Source organism: Bacillus sp. Medicinal_06, assembly GCF_056711665.1.
The window spans coordinates 236,924-254,559 of the sequence record NZ_JBWYHD010000005.1 but is presented as its reverse complement, the minus strand read 5'-3'; the positions used below and the strand labels follow the sequence as shown (position 1 = coordinate 254,559).

At 36.5% G+C, this 17,636-nt stretch carries 21 protein-coding genes; 20 read left to right on the top strand and 1 reads right to left on the bottom strand.

Annotated features, from left to right (window positions below; genetic code table 11):
- Window positions 1–4: 4 nt before the first annotated feature.
- From hepT to AC1M36_RS14140, 17 genes are all read left to right on the top strand, one after another.
- Window positions 5–967 (top strand): heptaprenyl diphosphate synthase component II, encoded by a 963-nt coding sequence (gene hepT, locus AC1M36_RS14220; protein WP_336451775.1) that lies wholly within the window; start codon window positions 5–7, stop codon window positions 965–967.
- A gap of 125 nt (window positions 968–1,092) precedes the next feature.
- Window positions 1,093–1,539, top strand: coding sequence for a nucleoside-diphosphate kinase (ndk, locus tag AC1M36_RS14215; RefSeq protein WP_174099628.1), 447 nt, complete (start codon window positions 1,093–1,095; stop codon window positions 1,537–1,539).
- A 301-nt stretch (window positions 1,540–1,840) separates the two neighbouring features.
- Entirely contained in the window at window positions 1,841–3,013 is a 1,173-nt protein-coding gene (aroC, locus tag AC1M36_RS14210; RefSeq protein WP_336451776.1) for a chorismate synthase, read from the top strand.
- Window positions 3,013–4,104, top strand: a complete 1,092-nt coding sequence (gene aroB, locus AC1M36_RS14205; protein WP_479845975.1) for a 3-dehydroquinate synthase — start codon at window positions 3,013–3,015, stop codon at window positions 4,102–4,104. Before aroC ends, aroB begins: the two co-directional genes overlap by 1 nt.
- A gap of 50 nt (window positions 4,105–4,154) precedes the next feature.
- On the top strand, window positions 4,155–4,355 hold the full coding sequence (locus tag AC1M36_RS14200; protein WP_479846025.1) for a chorismate mutase: 201 nt from the start codon (window positions 4,155–4,157) through the stop codon (window positions 4,353–4,355).
- A 121-nt stretch (window positions 4,356–4,476) separates the two neighbouring features.
- Window positions 4,477–5,577 carry a histidinol-phosphate transaminase gene (gene hisC, locus AC1M36_RS14195; protein WP_479845974.1) on the top strand — a complete coding sequence of 367 codons (1,101 nt, stop codon included), beginning with the start codon at window positions 4,477–4,479 and terminating at the stop codon, window positions 5,575–5,577.
- A gap of 289 nt (window positions 5,578–5,866) precedes the next feature.
- The gene (locus AC1M36_RS14190; RefSeq protein WP_479845973.1) at window positions 5,867–7,129 is read left to right on the top strand and encodes a tetratricopeptide repeat protein; all 1,263 of its coding nucleotides are present in this window, start codon (window positions 5,867–5,869) and stop codon (window positions 7,127–7,129) included.
- Window positions 7,130–7,205: 76 nt separating this feature from the next.
- Window positions 7,206–7,742, top strand: coding sequence for a ReoY family proteolytic degradation factor (locus AC1M36_RS14185; RefSeq protein WP_003206504.1), 537 nt, complete (start codon window positions 7,206–7,208; stop codon window positions 7,740–7,742).
- 161 nt (window positions 7,743–7,903) lie between these two features.
- Window positions 7,904–8,368 (top strand): YpiF family protein, encoded by a 465-nt coding sequence (locus tag AC1M36_RS14180; RefSeq protein WP_336451780.1) that lies wholly within the window; start codon window positions 7,904–7,906, stop codon window positions 8,366–8,368.
- A 137-nt stretch (window positions 8,369–8,505) separates the two neighbouring features.
- On the top strand, window positions 8,506–9,018 hold the full coding sequence (locus AC1M36_RS14175) for a QcrA and Rieske domain-containing protein (RefSeq protein WP_098339214.1): 513 nt from the start codon (window positions 8,506–8,508) through the stop codon (window positions 9,016–9,018).
- Window positions 9,019–9,693, top strand: coding sequence for a menaquinol-cytochrome c reductase cytochrome b subunit (gene qcrB / locus AC1M36_RS14170; RefSeq protein ID WP_000932700.1), 675 nt, complete (start codon window positions 9,019–9,021; stop codon window positions 9,691–9,693).
- Window positions 9,694–9,746: 53 nt separating this feature from the next.
- Window positions 9,747–10,514, top strand: coding sequence for a menaquinol-cytochrome c reductase cytochrome b/c subunit (gene qcrC / locus AC1M36_RS14165; protein WP_098339215.1), 768 nt, complete (start codon window positions 9,747–9,749; stop codon window positions 10,512–10,514).
- A gap of 217 nt (window positions 10,515–10,731) precedes the next feature.
- The gene (gene lhaT / locus AC1M36_RS14160; RefSeq protein WP_336451781.1) at window positions 10,732–11,322 is read left to right on the top strand and encodes a lipoprotein heptaprenylglyceryl N-acetyltransferase LhaT; all 591 of its coding nucleotides are present in this window, start codon (window positions 10,732–10,734) and stop codon (window positions 11,320–11,322) included.
- 118 nt (window positions 11,323–11,440) lie between these two features.
- The gene (gene lit, locus AC1M36_RS14155; RefSeq protein WP_479845972.1) at window positions 11,441–12,127 is read left to right on the top strand and encodes a lipoprotein intramolecular transacylase Lit; all 687 of its coding nucleotides are present in this window, start codon (window positions 11,441–11,443) and stop codon (window positions 12,125–12,127) included.
- Window positions 12,128–12,254: 127 nt separating this feature from the next.
- A complete protein-coding gene (gene ypjB, locus AC1M36_RS14150) occupies window positions 12,255–13,043 on the top strand; it encodes a sporulation protein YpjB (RefSeq protein WP_479845971.1) in 789 nt (262 codons plus the stop codon).
- Between the two features lie 104 nt (window positions 13,044–13,147).
- Entirely contained in the window at window positions 13,148–13,831 is a 684-nt protein-coding gene (locus AC1M36_RS14145) for a zinc metallopeptidase (RefSeq protein ID WP_336451784.1), read from the top strand.
- A 132-nt stretch (window positions 13,832–13,963) separates the two neighbouring features.
- Window positions 13,964–14,602, top strand: a complete 639-nt coding sequence (locus tag AC1M36_RS14140) for a uracil-DNA glycosylase (protein ID WP_420792340.1) — start codon at window positions 13,964–13,966, stop codon at window positions 14,600–14,602.
- 216 nt (window positions 14,603–14,818) lie between these two features.
- Here AC1M36_RS14140 and AC1M36_RS14135 read toward each other — a convergent pair whose 3' ends face one another.
- Window positions 14,819–15,700: a YitT family protein gene (locus AC1M36_RS14135; RefSeq protein ID WP_336451785.1), complete on the bottom strand. Its 882-nt coding sequence runs from the start codon at window positions 15,698–15,700 to the stop codon at window positions 14,819–14,821.
- A gap of 382 nt (window positions 15,701–16,082) precedes the next feature.
- On the opposite strand from AC1M36_RS14135, the gene AC1M36_RS14130 reads away from it, so the two are divergent.
- Genes AC1M36_RS14130 through mgsA form a run of 3 tightly spaced genes read left to right on the top strand, consistent with a single transcriptional unit; the run spans window position 16,083 to window position 17,635 of the window.
- A complete protein-coding gene (locus tag AC1M36_RS14130) occupies window positions 16,083–16,424 on the top strand; it encodes a nucleotide pyrophosphohydrolase (protein WP_336451982.1) in 342 nt (113 codons plus the stop codon).
- Complete coding sequence (gene dapB, locus AC1M36_RS14125; protein ID WP_336451786.1) at window positions 16,424–17,224, top strand: 4-hydroxy-tetrahydrodipicolinate reductase; 801 nt, start codon at window positions 16,424–16,426, stop codon at window positions 17,222–17,224. Before AC1M36_RS14130 ends, dapB begins: the two co-directional genes overlap by 1 nt.
- Before the next feature lie 15 nt (window positions 17,225–17,239).
- Window positions 17,240–17,635, top strand: coding sequence for a methylglyoxal synthase (gene mgsA / locus AC1M36_RS14120; protein WP_017152496.1), 396 nt, complete (start codon window positions 17,240–17,242; stop codon window positions 17,633–17,635).
- The last annotated feature ends 1 nt before the right edge of the window (window position 17,636 follow it).

Here is a 17,636-nt window from a genome sequence, read left to right as displayed (position 1 = left end):
CAATATGAAGTTACAACTTATGTACTCTTTTTTACGATCGGATATTAATGTGATAGAAAAAGAATTAAAGAAGGTTGTTGCCTCAGAACAACAACTAATAGAAGATGCGGCATTGCAACTTATTGAAGCTGGTGGGAAACGAATTCGTCCTGTTTTTGTGTTGCTTGCAGGGAAATTTGGGGACTATAAGTTAGATGCAATTAAGCATGTGGCAGTTGCGCTAGAACTTATTCATATGGCTTCTCTTGTTCATGATGACGTAATTGATGCAGCGCTATTGCGACGTAGTAGCCCAACGGTTAATGCGAAATGGGGAGACCGAATTGCGATGTATACAGGAGATTATTTGTTTGCGAAGTCTCTTGAATGTATTACCAATTTAGAAGTTCCAGAAGCACATCAAGCCTTGTCGTATACAATTTTGGAAGTTTGTAAAGGTGAAATTGAACAAATTAAGGATAAGTATAATTACAATCAAAATTTAAGAACGTATTTACGAAGAATAAAGAGGAAAACAGCACTATTAATTGCGGCAAGTTGTCAGTTAGGTGCTATTGCTTCGGGAGCGAATCGTGATACGGTGAATCGTTTGTTTTGGTATGGCTATTTTGTTGGTATGTCTTATCAAATCATTGATGATATTTTAGATTTTGTGTCAACAGAAGAAAAGCTTGGAAAGCCTGCAGGTGGAGATTTGTTACAGGGAAATGTTACACTGCCAGCGCTGTATGCTATGGAGGATCCGAAACTCCGAGAGAAAATTGTAGCAGTTCATGAAAATACAACGGCAAGTGAAATGAATGAAATTATTCATGGGATTAAAAATAGCCCAGCAATTGACCAAGCCTTTGCGTTTAGTGAACGTTATTTACATAAAGCATTAGAGGTAATAAAGCCATTGCCACGTGGGCAAGCAAAATATGCATTGCAAAATGTCGCAAAGTATATTGGAAAACGAAAATTTTAATGCATTTCTTTTACAAATAAAATAATCTCTCTATTTCAAAACTATTGCACAATTGTGATAAGGGTGTTAATATGTGTGTGGGGATATACAATTACATACATAATTCAGAAGTGGAGAGATTTTTTATGGAAAAAACATTTCTAATGGTAAAACCAGACGGTGTACAACGTGCCTTCATTGGGGAAATTGTAGCTCGCTTTGAGAAAAAGGGCTTTCAATTAGTTGGTGCGAAATTAATGCAAGTGACTCCAGAAATTGCAGGACAACATTACGCTGAGCACACAGAAAAACCTTTCTTTGGTGAATTAGTAGATTTCATTACATCTGGTCCTGTTTTTGCGATGGTATGGCAAGGTGAAGGTGTAGTAGATACTGCTCGTAATATGATGGGTAAAACAAGACCTCATGAAGCGGCACCAGGTACAATTCGTGGCGATTTTGGTGTAACAGTTGCGAAAAATATTATCCATGGTTCTGATTCTCTAGAAAGTGCAGAACGTGAGATTGGTATTTTCTTCAAAGAAGAAGAGTTAGTAGATTACTCAAAATTAATGAATCAATGGATTTACTAATTATTTTAAAATAATTTGTAAACGCTTTAATCACTGTGATAATAGTGAAAAGTGCAAGGGGATAATTACTTCCTCTTGCACTTTTTTAGTTTCAAATAGTTACGAAGGTAAGCTTGGTATGATATATTGATACATAAAGTAAAGTTTCTATTAATTAAGAAACTTTACTTTATGTATCAACAGAATGGCAAATGATGTTTAAACGAATAGTATGTGTTCTGCCCTGCTATTTTCGTTTTTAGTATGATGTTGTAGTATTGCTAGAGCAAATGAAATAAATACAAGAAAAGAGGAATAACCGATGAGATATATGACAGCTGGTGAGTCTCATGGTCCGCAACTTACAACGATTTTAGAAGGAATTCCGGCAGGTTTATCTCTAGTGGCGGATGATATAAATGAAGAGTTAGCGAGAAGACAAAAAGGATACGGCCGCGGAAGACGCATGCAAATTGAAAAAGATCAAGTGCAAATTGTCAGTGGTGTTAGACATGGACATACACTCGGGTCTCCAATTGCGCTCGTTGTAGAAAATCGAGATTTTACCCATTGGACAAAGATTATGGGAGTAGATCCGTTGACTGAACAAGAAGCAAAAGAGATGAAAAGACAAATTACAAGACCAAGACCTGGTCATGCTGATTTAAATGGTGCCATTAAATACGGGCACCGTGATATGAGAAATGTACTTGAACGCTCTTCGGCACGTGAAACAACAGTTCGAGTTGCAGCAGGTGCTGTTGCAAAAAAACTTTTAGCAGAGTTAGGTGTCAAGGTTGCAGGGCATGTAATTGAAATTGGTGGTGTGCAGGCAGAAAATCTTACATATGACTCAATAGAACGACTACAAGAAATTACAGAAGCGTCTCCTGTTCGTTGTTTAGATGAAGAAGCAGGAAAAAAAATGATGCAGGCAATTGATGATGCGAAAACAAGTGGAGATTCTATTGGTGGCATTGTAGAAGTGATTGTGGAAGGAATGCCAATTGGAGTAGGAAGCTATGTCCATTACGATCGAAAACTTGACGCGAAATTAGCAGCCGCAGTAATGAGCATTAACGCTTTTAAAGGTGTAGAAATTGGTATTGGATTTGAAGCAGCGCATAAACCAGGGAGTCAAGTGCATGATGAAATTCTTTGGGATAAGGAAGATGGATATACAAGAAGAACAAATCATGCGGGTGGATTAGAAGGCGGTATGACAACAGGAATGCCGGTTGTTGTTCGAGGCGTCATGAAACCAATTCCAACCCTGTATAAACCCCTTCAAAGCGTTGATATTGATACGAAAGAATCTTTTTCAGCGAGCATTGAACGTTCGGATAGTTGTGCTGTACCGGCAGCTAGCGTTGTGGCGGAAGCAGTCGTTGCGTGGGAGCTAGCGGTAGCTCTAGTAGAACAATTTGGAGCAGATCGTATAGATAGTATTCGTGAAAATATAAAGAAACATAATGAATATGCGAGGGGATTTTAATGGAAAAAATACATATTCAGACGCAGTCTAAAGAGTATGATGTATATATAGGAAAAGATGCGTTGTCACATTTGACAATGCTTGTTCGAAATATGAAGCCAGCTGTTTCTAATATAATGATTATTTCTGATGAATCTGTCGCATCATTTCATTTAGAAAAAGTTATGAATGCATTGCAAGTAGAAAAACATGTTTTTTCATTTGTTGTTCCAAGTGGAGAAAAAGAAAAATCATTTGAAAATTTTTATGCGGCTCATACTTCAGCGCTTGAAAATGGGATAGATCGACATTCTTTAGTTGTTGCACTTGGAGGAGGAATGATCGGTGATTTAGCTGGTTTTATTGCGGCGACATTTATGCGTGGTATTCGCTTCATTCAAGTTCCAACAACGTTACTAGCGCATGACAGTGCAGTTGGTGGAAAAGTTGCCATTAATCATCCATTAGGAAAAAATATGATTGGAGCGTTTCATCAGCCGGAAGCAGTGCTGTATCATACACCGTTTTTAAACTCGTTACCGGAAAAAGAATGGCGTTCAGGATTTGCGGAAGCAATTAAACATGCTTTGATTGGTGATGTGGAATTATATCATTGGTTAAAGCGTGAAGTGAAGACATTAGAAGATATAAGAGATGAAAAGTTAATTTATATTTTAAAGAGAGCGATTCCTGTAAAGGCGAATATTGTAGCTCAAGATGAAACGGAAAAAGGAGTGCGTGCTCATTTAAACTTTGGGCATACATTAGGGCATGCTCTTGAAAAAGAGATGGGATATGGCAACATCACACATGGCGATGGGGTTGCAATTGGTATGCTATTCGCTATATTTTTAAGTGAGCAAATTTATAAGGTGGACCTTGGCTATAAAGAAATGAAGCGTTGGTTTTCTCAGTATGGTTATCCAGATATGCCGATTCATTTAAATGTAGAACGTCTTATACAAGTGATGAAACAAGATAAAAAAGCGAACGCAGGAATAATTCATATGGTACTTATGCAGGAATATGGGGTAGTGAATGTCGTATCTATTTCAGATGAGACTGTTCATGTTGCATTAGAAGCATTTCAAAGAGATGGGGAATCTATTTAAATCACGCAATACGCGGCGCGATTACAGTCGAACATAATGAATCCTAAGAAATATTAATTGCAACAGAGTATTTAGTAAACGAAATCATAAATGAAAATGAAGTTTGCCCTACTGATATCGTGTCGGTTTTACTTTCTATGACGGCAGATCTGAATAATTGTTTTCCTGCAGCGGCATTAAGACGTTTAGAAGAATGTATATATGTACCGGTGATGTGCGTGAAAGAGATAGGAGTACCCAATGCTTTGTAGAAGTGTATTCGTGTAATGATGACGGTCATGACAAAAAATTACAACATGAAGTAAAGCATGTGTATGTAGAAAAGGCAACTATACTTCGGCCTGATCTAGTAAAATGACAGGGGGAATAAAAATGAGAGTAAAAGAGCAATTGTTAACTTTGAAAGCATATGTACCTGGCAAAAACATTGAAGAAGTAAAAAGAGAATATGGATTATCTAAAATTGTGAAATTAGCATCTAATGAAAACCCATTTGGTTGTTCAAAACGTGTAACGGAAGTTTTAGCTTCCTTAAGTACGCAATATGCTTTGTATCCAGATGGAGCAGCTTTTGAACTTCGTGAAAAAGTAGCTGCGCATCTTCATGTGAAAGTAGAACAACTTTTGTTTGGTAGTGGATTAGATGAAGTCATTCAAATGATTAGTCGTGCTTTATTACATAAAGGTACAAATGTTGTAATGGCAAATCCAACATTTTCACAATACTACCACCATGCTGTGATTGAAGGAGCAGAGGTTCGTGAAGTGCCACTTAAGGATGGTATTCACGACTTGGATGCGATGCTTGAGAAAATTGATGAGAAAACACAAATTGTATGGATTTGTAATCCGAATAATCCAACAGGAACATATGTAGAAAAACAAAAATTACTTTCATTTTTAGAGGCAGTTCCGAAAAGGACGCTTGTCATTATGGATGAAGCATACTATGAATATGCAGGAGCAGAAGATTATCCGCAAACATTACCGCTTCTTGAAGAGTATGAAAACCTTATGGTGCTACGTACATTTTCAAAAGCATATGGTTTAGCTGCTTTTCGCCTTGGTTATGCTGTAGGGAATGAAAAACTTATACAGCAATTAGAAGTAGCGAGACTACCGTTTAATACGTCGACTATTGCGCAAGCTGTAGCGTCAGTTGCAATAGAAGATCAGGTGTTTTTACAAGAGTGTGTGAAGCGAAATGCCGAAGGATTAAATCAATATTATACGTTCTGTGAGAAATACGACGTTTTTTATTATCCATCACAAACAAATTTCATCTTCTTAGAGCTTGGAATTCCTGGTAACGAAGCATTTGAAAGATTAATGCGAAAAGGGTATATTGTTCGTTCAGGTGCTGCATTTGGCTTGCCTGAGGGTATTCGAATTACGGTTGGTTTAAAAGAAGAGAATGATGAGATTATTGAATTACTTACGGAACTTGTAAAGAAAGAAGAAACATATTCTTAAAAATGGTAGCGGCTCCTATTAGTAGGAGTCGTTTTCTTTTAGATTAAACATATTTGCATGATGAAGAAAGAAAGAAGTACAATAAAGATATATACATACAAATTGAAAATGGTGATGCAGTTGCTGTATCCTATCCGAATTTTTTTGAGCAGTTAGAATCTCTGTGAAGCAAAAGAATCTTTTCAGTTTGGAAAGATTCTTTTCTGCATCCTTTTAGTTGCTTACATGACGACTGTTGTTTATGATTAATGAACAGAAGAGAATATTATAAGAGTTAAAGGAGACATTTATGCAAAAGTTTGAACAGGCTGTTTCTTACATTGAAAACGGTGAAGCAGAAAAAGGATTAGAACAATTAAAAGAATTGGTAAAACAAGGGACGGACGAAGAGAAATATGATATTGCTCGTTACTACCATACGCTTGGATTTATTGATGAAGCGTTAGCGATTACAGAAGATTTACGGTTGTTATATCCCGAGGAAAGCGAGTTTACAATCTTTTTAGCAGAGTTATATATTGATTTAGATAAAGAAGATGAGGCAATCGAAGTACTCCATGATATTCCTGAAGATGACGAACTGTATGTTCAATCCCTACTACTTGTTGCGGATTTATTTCAAATGCAGGGCTTCGATGATGTCGCAGAACAAAAGTTATTAAAAGCAAAAGAAATGATGCCAGAAGAGCCTGTTATAACTTTTGGACTAGCAGAACTTTATAGTAGCAAAGGTGAAGAGCAAAAAGCAATTGCCTATTATCAGTCATTACTTTCTGAGCACAAGGTAATGGGAGGTGTTGTAATTGCCCTTCGCCTGGCGGAAACGTTAAGTGCAATTGGAAACTGGGAAGAAGCAATTACATACTATGAAGAAGGATTAGAGGAACAGAAAGATATTCATTCTTTATTTGGCTATGCATTTACACTTTATCAAGGTGAAGAGTATCAAAGATCAATCGGGGCTTGGCAAGAATTAAAAGAATTAGACCCGGAATATGCATCCTTATATATGTATTTAGCTAAATGTTATGAAAAAGAAGGAATGCTTCAAGAAAGTTATGAAACACTTCATGAAGGAATTAAAATTGATGAGTTATCCGTGCCTCTTTATGTAGAACTTGCAAATATTGCGGCGAAGATAGGAAAATTAGCAGAAGCTGAAGAATTGCTTCAAAAAGCATTACAGCTTGATCCAGGACATTTAGGTGCGATATTAAAATATGCATATATCTTAAAAGAACAAGAAAAATATGAAGAGTTGATCGCTGTTGTAGAAAATGCAATGGACAGTGGAGAGCAAGATACGCAATTACTTTGGGATTTGGCATTTGCTAAAAAACAATTAGAAATGTATTCTGATGCATTAAAACACTATGAGAGTGCATATACTTCTTTTAAGAATCATCCAGATTTCTTGGAAGAGTACGGCTATTTCTTATTAGAAGAAGGGTTACGAAAAGAAGCGAAAGAAGTATTTACACGCTTATTACAACTGGATCCGACACAAATTCACATCGAAGAATTGCTATATAATTTAGAGGATTTTTCATAAGTTGGAAGGAAAGTGAATGCTGCTTCTTGAATTTAAAAAATAAGAAAAAAGAAAGACAGAGGAGGGACTAAGCGCTATGAATACCCCTGTTTCTGTAAACGAGAAGAAGGATTTCGTAAAATGGTTTTTAAACAATTATCAACTGAAACAGCGTGAATGTGTATGGATTTTAAATTATTTAATGAGTCATGACCAATTAATGCACAAGGTCCACTTCGTAGAACATGCAAAATATTGCCCTCGTGGCTTAGTGATGTCAGCAAATTGCGTGAAAGATACACCGTTTCACTTCTTTAAACAAAATGTTATGACGACGGATGCAGAAAAATCGTTTCATGACATTCGTTTAAATCGAGATGAGGATATTTATATTCAACTTAATTTTAAATCATCGTTTCAAAATGCAAATTATGTAGCGGTATTAGAAGAAAATCCATACTTACCAAAGCATATTGAAGTAAATGAAAAAGATCGTTTACTTGCAGAACGATTTTTAGAAGAGAGTGTATTTTCATTTCGAAGAGATCGACTTTTAAAACAAATCGATGAAGCGCTGGACAATCAGGATAAGGAAGCTTTTTGTAAGTTAACAGAGGAATTGAAAAGCTTGTAAGGAATGTTAATTTTATTTAATTTTGACAAACTTCTGACTATTTGAAGAAAAACTACCTAATATAGGTAGTTTTTCTTTTTTTACCTGTTTTAGTATGGTTTAATAGATATAAAGTGAAAGTTCTGTCATTTAAAATGGAATAAGAGGTAAAGGGGGGAATTATGGTGAAATGGGTTGTAAAAGATGCAGAGCAATTTGAACAAGCTAGAGAATATGTGGATACTGGTATTATACCCCTTCTTTCTATTTCAGTAACAAAAGAAATGAAAAGTATTGTTGCACAAGGGGAATTTATTGAAAATTTAAGCAGGGAGTTAGAAAGAGAATATAAAGGAAGGGTGTTTCTACTACCTCCGTTTACTTATTTAGTTGAACAACAAAAGGGGGAGCAAGAGCGTCTGCAAGATTGGACAAGTCACTTACAAGAGCAAGGATTGAAACATATTGCATATGTTACAAGTGATTTTTCATGGAAAGAGGCTGAAACTGCATTGTCAGGTCATTTGTTTTGGTTACCCGCTCTATCGCTAGAAGAATTTAGTGATCAAGCGAAAAGAGAAATAATTCATGCGCATGTAAAAAATATAATGGCTTTATTAACAGAAAAGTGGGAAAATAAAAAATAACCAGATAGTTCTTATGATTATGAGTAGTATGATATTGACCTGCGCATGTGGGTATTATATCATGATAGTGTCCTAGTTTTTATTTTTATACTGTTTTGTCACGGGGGGACAATTTCTGATAGAGGGGGGAAATTTTCGTGAGCGAGAAAGAACATCGTGTGTCAAGAAGACAATTTTTGAACTACACGCTTACAGGTGTAGGAGGTTTTATGGCAGCTGGAATTTTAATGCCGATGACGCGTTTTGCGCTTGATCCAGTTTTAAGGAAAGAAGCAGGGGGAGATATGGTTGCTGTTGCGCAAGTAAAAGAGATTTCAGCAGAACCAAAACGCTTCGACTTTAAAGTGAAACAAGTTGATGGTTGGTATAAGTCAGAAGAGCCAAAATCAGCGTGGGTGTATAAAAATGAAAGCGGCGACATAGTGGCATTATCTCCGGTGTGTAAACATTTAGGGTGTACGGTAAACTGGAATTCGGACAAGAGTCATCCAAATCAATTCTTTTGTCCTTGTCACGCGGGGCGTTATACGAAAGATGGTACGAATGTGAAGGGAACTCCACCGCTCGCACCGCTTGATTTGTATGAAGCAAAAGTAAAGGATGGAACGCTTTATCTAGGTAAAGCAAAGCCACAAGGGGGTGCGAAATAGATGCTAAATAAAATTTATGATTGGGTGGACGAAAGGTTGGATATTACACCAATATGGCGTGATATTGCAGACCATGAAGTACCAGAGCATGTAAACCCAGCGCATCATTTTTCAGCATTTGTCTATTGCTTTGGAGGGCTAACATTCTTCGTCACTGTGATTCAAATTTTATCAGGTATGTTTTTAACAATGTATTATGTGCCTGATATTAAAAATGCCTGGGAATCTGTTTATTATTTACAAAATGAAGTTGCATATGGGCAAATTGTTCGCGGCATGCACCATTGGGGTGCCAGCCTTGTAATTGTAATGATGTTTTTACATACACTTAGGGTTTTCTTCCAAGGTGCATATAAGAAACCTCGTGAATTAAACTGGATTGTCGGTGTTCTTATTTTCTTTGTTATGCTAGGTCTTGGTTTTACCGGATATTTATTACCATGGGATATGAAAGCGTTATTTGCAACAAAAGTAGGGATTCAAATTGCGGAGCAAACACCGCTTATCGGCCCTTATATTAAAACATTACTTGCTGGTCATTCCGAAATTGTTGGGGCTCAAACATTAACTCGCTTCTTTGCTATTCACGTCTTCTTCTTACCAGCAGCACTTCTAGGCTTAATGGCCTTCCACTTCATCATGATTCGCAAACAAGGTATTTCTGGTCCGCTATAAGAGATTGCTAATTTGAAAGAATAGGAGAAAAATTGAATTAAAGGAGGGAGATTATGCATCGCGGTAAAGGGATGAAGTTTGTGGGAGATTCACGGGTACCTGTTGCACGTAAACCGAATATCCCGAAAGATTATTCTGAATATCCAGGGAAAACAGAAGCGTTTTGGCCGAACTTCTTATTGAAAGAATGGATGGTTGGTGCGGTTTTTTTAATCGGTTATTTATGTTTAACGGTGGCGCACCCGTCACCACTTGAGAGAATGGCGGATCCTACAGATGCAGGATATATACCACTTCCAGACTGGTACTTCTTATTTTTATATCAATTGTTAAAATACTCATATGCATCAGGCCCGTTTACTGTAATTGGCGCGTTTATTATGCCAGGGATTGCATTTGGAGCATTGTTATTGGCTCCATTTCTCGATCGAGGTCCTGAAAGACGTCCATTGAAACGTCCAGTTGCAACTGGATTTATGCTTTTAGCAATTGCTTCTATCATCTTTTTAACATGGGAATCTGTGGCGCACCATGACTGGGAAGCTGCAAAAAAACAAGGTGCGATTGTTAAAACGGTTCAAGTTGATAAAAATGATGAAGGTTATAAGCTTGTGCAAAAAAATACGTGTTTAACATGTCACGGTGATAACTTGCAAGGTGGTGCAGCGGCACCAGCACTGCAAAACTTAACTTTAAAACCAGAGGAAATTGCAAAGATCGCGAAAGATGGAAAAGGTGCAATGCCTAAAGGGGTATTTAAAGGTACGGATGAAGAGCTGAAAAAACTTTCAGAGTTCATTGCGAAATATAATAAAAAATAAGAGAGAGCTGACTGCAATTTTGTAGTCAGCTTTTCTATTTGGAATAAGAAGTTTGGTATAATATATAAATACATTTTGATTTTTTAAGATATCAGTGGTCGCCCCCTTCCAGCCAAAAAGAAAGGGTTTATATCAGTTTTTCAATTTGTATTTATATAGAATGGGTATTTTGATGTAATGAAGAACTACTATATTTGAAAGGTGTTGTACATATAGATTGGTTTATTTGTATGCTTTATTAAGACAGCGTTCCGTTTTATTATTTTTGCTCATCATTAACATTTTAGGGACAATATATGGTTTCCTTTGGTATGGAGATCAACTGATGGAAACTTCAGTGATATTCTGGCCATTTGTTCCTGATAGTCCTATTGCAAGTTTCTTTTTTGTTTTTGTATTATTGGCCTTTTTGTGCAATAAAAATTGGGGGCTAATCGAAGCCTTAGCAATCGTTTCCTTAATGAAATATGGTATATGGGCTGTTGTTGTAAATGGTATTATGTTTATAGTTAAGGGAGACCTTGGGTTTATCAGTTATATGTTGGTATTTTCTCATTTTGCAATGGCTGTACAAGGTTTATTGTATGCCCCGTTTTACCGTATAAAAAAGTGGCATTATATTGTAGCAGTCATATGGACGTTACACAATGATGTTATTGATTATTTATTTTGGCAAATGCCAAGATATGGTATCATGCATTTGTTTATAGAACAAATCGGTTATTTTACATTTTGGCTAAGTGTCGCTGTACTAGCTATTACGTATTATTATTGTTTGAGTAAGAATCGAAAGCAGTTTTCGCTATAAAGTGAAACTTTAATCAGTGGTTTTTTCATCCTCCTACTGATTATCAGTCCTCATCAATTGGGAGTGTTACTGTCCTAAAGTAGCGGGATAAAATTAAATGAAGAATTGGGGAACCGAAATGAATGAAAAGAAGATTGGTGTAAGAGTATTGGATCGATTGATTACTGTTATTGTTTCATACTGTATAGCATTTTTTATTTTTGCGATTGCAACTACCATTGTCGTATACGGAAAATGGCTATACTATGCAGATATACATTTTTTAAATATACCAGATTTAGCGAATATGACAGAGTCAGAAATTAAGAAGAACTATGATGTACTAATTACATACCTTTCTCCTTTTTATCATGGACCATTACAGTTTCCTACATTAGATATGTCAACAAACGGAAGAATTCATTTTGTTGATGTGAAAAATATTTTAGTGAACATTCAATACGGAATGTATATGGCGCTTGGAATCGCTTTACTGGGCGGGGTGTATTTACTACGTAAACGAAAAGTGAAGTTTTTATTACATGGCGCAATTTTGACCATTATATTCCCGATTGCGCTTGTTTTACCTATTGTAATTGATTTTGAAAAAAGTTTTGTCCTATTTCATAAACTTCTTTTTAGCAATGATTATTGGCAGTTTGATAGTGAAAAAGATCCTGTTATTCTCATGTTACCGGAACAATTTTTTATGCATGCAGCATGTGCAATTTTGCTATTCATTTTATGTGGTAGTGCGGTTTGTTATTTTATGTATCGTTATTTACGAAGAAAGGGAAGAGTTTCGATAAAGAGAAATTTTAACTAGAGGAGATTCTTCATCACCACTAGTTATGAGTTTTCACCAATCGAGATAAAATATTTTTCAGCTTCGTTCTGTTCTATTCTTGTCCACCTTAACATATTTTGTACTAGTAGTTATAGGGGGGACCGGAATGAAGAGAGTCTTAATTGGAATGATAGCGTTTATGATCATATTGTTTCCAGTACGCATATATGCTGAAAAATGGAATGAGTTGACGGGGCTATTAGATGATTCCTTACAACTTGTAAAACAAGAAGAATATGAAAAAGCAACGCAAGTATTACAGTATTTCTCAGAGCAATTTGTATTACGAGAGAATGAAAAAGAGAATGAGCTAACACCTATACATTTTCGGGTAATTTCTTTAGCATATGACAAAGCGCAGCAATCACTTGGGGAAGAAAGTGTAGATCGGCAAATAAAAATAGATGATGTATTGGCATTACAACTCGTGGTAGATGCAAAGGTGTCTAAATATCAACCGCTTTGGGTAGAACGAGAGGGTCGTGTTATGGGGGCTTTTGCTAAAGTCGAAAAGGCACTTCAAGTAGAAGATGATGAACGATTCCAACAATCGCTAAATACATTTTTACATGAATTTGATGTGATTTATCCAAGTTTAATGATTGCATTGCCAGAAAATCAATCACAGCGTGTAAATGCGCATTTATCGTATTTGGACGAATTTCGTAATGTCATGTTAAAAAATAAAAGCGGAAAAACGCAATTGGGGATTATAAAAGGAGATTTACAAAAAATATTTCAAACGGCAAAGAAAGATGAAGTGGATTCTTCTCTCATATGGTTTATGACAATTACAGGTGGGCTCATTTTATTCACATTAACATACGTCGGTTGGAGAAAATATAAGGGAGAAAAAGCAAAGCGTACTAGCGGAATACATTCTAAAAATCGATGAGTTTACTAATACAGGCAAGGATTGTAAGGTTTCTTTATTGACAATGTTTAAAGAAGAAAATAGAATGGATAGTACTACAATTAAGACTTCAATGGAGGTTCATGATGGCTTTTTATTTAATTTACTTCGCGATTATTATGATCATACCGTTGTATGCACAGTCAAAAGTCCGCAGTGCTTATAGTAAATATTCACAAGTGTATTCAACATCAGGTATGACAGGAGCGGAAGTAGCTCGGAAAATTTTAGATGAAAATGGATTATATAACATAGCTGTAGAAGAAACGCCAGGACATTTATCTGATCACTATGATCCAACAGCTAAAACGGTTCGCTTGTCAACTGATAACTATTATGGTCATTCAGTTGCTGGAACAGCTGTAGCAGCTCATGAAGTAGGGCATGCGATTCAAGATGCGAAAGATTATAAATTCATGCGTTTTCGTCATTCATTAGTTCCAGTGGCAAACTTTGGTTCAAATATGTCGTGGATTTTTATTCTAATTGGTATGTTTGCACAAATGTCTGGTTTATTGTTACTAGGAATTGTTTTAATGGCAGCAGGTGTCATTTTCCAACTTGTTACATTACCGGTTGAATTTGATGCTTCAAAACGCGCCATGCAGCAAATCGAAGCACTTGGAATTGTATCGACAGATGAATATGGGCAAGCTCGTAAAGTATTAAATGCAGCGGCATTAACATATGTGGCAGCTGCAGCTGTAGCGGTATTTGAATTACTTCGTCTAGTACTGCTGTATACAGGTATGCAACGTAGTGATGACTAAAGACTATCGATTTCGATAGTCTTTTTGTTTTGGGATCTATTTAGGGACTTTAAATGAGAAAAGAGAGCGTAATGAATTTTAGGGAGAAAGTTATAATAAGAAGTATAGGTAAAGTGACTATGAGTGAAGGTGATGAAAATGCAATATCCAGATTCATTAGTGGAGCAGGTGAAAGAGCGAAGTACTAACTATGCATTAGAAGGTTTTTTATGTGGGCAAGGTCCCAAAAAATCGAAACTGATGCTTGTTGGAGAAGCACCTGGAGAAACTGAAATTTATAATGGAATTCCGTTTAGCGGGAGAGCAGGGAAGCAGTTAATGGGATTTTTAGAGCGGATCGGTCTTACAAGAGAAGAAGTCTATATTACGAGCGCTGTTCGGAGTCGGCCTTATAAATGGAGAGAGAAAAGAGAGCGAAGCGGACAAGTTGTTCAGAAGAAATATAACCGAACACCAAATCAAGGAGAAATCCTTGTGCATGCTCCTTTGTTAGATTATGAATTGGAACGGATTCAGGCGCCGGTTATTGTGACTCTTGGAAATATCGCATTAAAACGTTTGGTAGGAAATGATAAGAAAATCACGGATGTTCACGGACAATTATTAAAGCAACCGGTGCGAAAATTGAAGAATAATCAAAGTACAGATTTTATATGGACTGAGAAAGTGTATAGTATTTTTCCAACATTTCATCCTGCCTCTATTTTTTATAATAGAAGCTTGTTGGATTTGATTTATGAGGATTTAGAAAAGTTGAGGAAGTACATATAAATGTAAGAAAGCTATCGGATTCGATAGCTTTCTTATATTTATCCCGCATTAACGGGCAGTAAGAACTCCACCTCAAAATTCAGCGAAAGCAAAGAAGTTAGGTGGGGGATCAACTGCCCGTAAAAGCCCGATTGGTGAGGGCTGATAATCAGTGGAGGATGAAGAAAACCCCCACTGATGGAAGTTTCACTTTATATGTTTGAAAAGGTTACAGGTTTAATCATGTAATGGTTTTTTATTCTCATCTAACGTAAATCCTTCGCCAACGACATCATGAACATCACTTACTGCAACAAATGCATGGGGATCTACAGAAGTAATAATATTTTTAAGTTTTACAATTTCATTTTTTGCTACAACACAATAAAGTACATTTCGTTCAATTTTTGTATAGGAACCAACTGCTTTTAAAAAGGTAGCTCCGCGCTCCATTTCGGATAAAATTTTGGCTGCGATTTCGTCATTCTTGTCAGAAATAATGGTTGCGCCTTTTGCTGCATATGCTCCCTCTTGCATGAAATCAATTACTTTTGCACCAATAAAGACAGCGACTAACGTATACATGCCTTCGCGATACGATAAGTATGTAAGAATTGAAACGACGATGACAACAGCATCAAACATAAACATTGTTTTTCCCATACTCCAGCCAATATACTTATGTGCTAGTCGTGCGATAATATCGACACCACCAGTTGTTCCTCCATACTTGAATATAATTCCGAGTCCAATCCCGATAAATGCTCCAGCGAACAACGCTGCTAATGTCATATCGTTTTGTAAGTTCAAATGTAGATTTAGTGATTCGTAACGCTGGAAAATCCATAGAAATAAGGAGACGCTAAACGTTCCAATTAATGTGTACAGGAAAGTTGTTCGCCCAAGCAATTTCCAACCGACGAAAAAGAGAGGGATGTTTAAGATTAAGTTTGTATAAGAGGGATCGAATGAAAATAGAAAATATAATAATAGCGTAATACCTGTAAATCCACCTTCTGCCAAGTGGTTTTCAATATTAATATTAACGATACCAAAAGAGAAGATAGCAGAACCAATCAAAATAAATATAATGTTTTGAATCCTTAAATTGGTTTTCATGTAGCAAGCCCCCTAATATGTAATTGTTACTTCGCTCCGCTGAAATAGTACATGACGAAGAAACAAAATCAGAACAGTAAGTCACTTGTATGGGTGTATTGATGAGAAGTAACTTTTTACAGGAAGAACGTTTGCAAAAGAAAATTTCACTTTATCCCGCTTAAACGGCTGATAGGAGATAAATCAAGAAGAAAGAACAGACCAGCCGTAAGAGCCCGATTGGTTAGGGCTAATCTTTTGCGAAAAACCACCGTAAAAGAAAGTTTCACTTTATTATAGTCTATCCAAAAAAACGTGGCAAATAGGGATGGAAGTGGAATAATATTTGTCAAATCGCGATGAATTGGCTAACATGAAAGAGGAAGGATTAGAGGTGAACAACATGGAACAAAAAACGATGAAAGATATGCAGAAAGAAGTAGATGCATATATTAGTCAATTTAAAGAAGGTTATTTTAGTCCACTTGCAATGATGGCTCGTTTGACAGAAGAGATGGGTGAACTTGCAAGAGAAGTGAATCACTATTATGGTGAGAAACCGAAGAAAATCACTGAAAAAGAACGAACAATTGAAGAAGAGCTTGGAGATGTATTATTTGTTATGATCTGTATGGCAAATAGCTTACATATTGATTTAGAAACAGCACATAACACTGTGATGAATAAATTTAATACACGTGATAAAGATCGCTGGACACGTATTGACGAGGGAGAGAAAGAATAATGGAAAATATTAAAGTAATTATTGCAGGGCCAAGAGGACGTATGGGGCAGGAGGCAGTCCTTCTTATGGAAAGAACACCACATTTTCAATTAGTAGCAGCAGTTGATTATAAGCACGGTGGTGAAAAAATTTCCAATCTTGCTGGAATGCCTGCATTAGATGCACCAATCTATGCGGATTTACATACTTGTTTAAATGAAGTAGAAGCAGATGTATTACTAGATTTAACAACGCCAGAAATAGGAAAAAAACACGTTACACTTGCTGTTAAACATGGTCTTCGTTCTGTTATCGGTACGACAGGGTTTACAGAAGAAGAACTTCAGCATTTAACAAACACTGCAAAAGAAAAACAAGTTGGTACCATTATTGCTCCAAACTTTGCAATCGGTGCAGTACTTATGATGAAGTTTTCTCAAATGGCAGCAAAATATTTCCAAGATGTTGAAGTGATTGAATTACATCACGATCAAAAATTAGATGCACCATCAGGTACAGCTGTCAAAACGGTAGATTTAATTCGTCAAAGCCGTGAACCAAAACAACAAGGTCATCCAAATGAAACGGAACAATTAAAAGGAGCACGTGGTGCGAATGTGGATGGTATTCATATTCATAGCGTGCGTTTACCAGGGCTTATTGCACATCAAGAAGTATTGTTCGGTGGAGATGGACAGATGCTAACAGTTCGTCATGACTCATTTAACCGAGCGTCATTTATGTCTGGAGTAAAATTATCTATTGAGACAGTAATGAACCTTGATCATCTTGTATACGGTTTAGAGAATATCATTGACTAAGGGGAGAGACAACGGATGAAAATTGCCTTAATTGCACATGACAAAAAGAAAGATGATATGGTTTCGTTTGCATACGCATATAAACCAATTTTTGAACAACATGAACTTTTCGCAACAGGAACAACAGGTCTTCGTATTATGGAAGCGACTGGTTTAGCAGTTACAAGATATCAATCTGGTCCTCTTGGCGGTGACCAAGAGATTGGTGCAATGATTGCCAAAAATGATTTAGACATGGTAATTTTTTTCCGGGATCCGCTAACGGCACAACCACATGAACCAGATGTAAATGCATTGCTTCGTTTATGTGATGTGTATGCGATTCCGCTTGCAACGAACATGGCAAGTGCAGAAATGTTAATGCATGCATTAAATCGGGGAGATTTAGACTACCGAAAGTTAAGAAAATGAG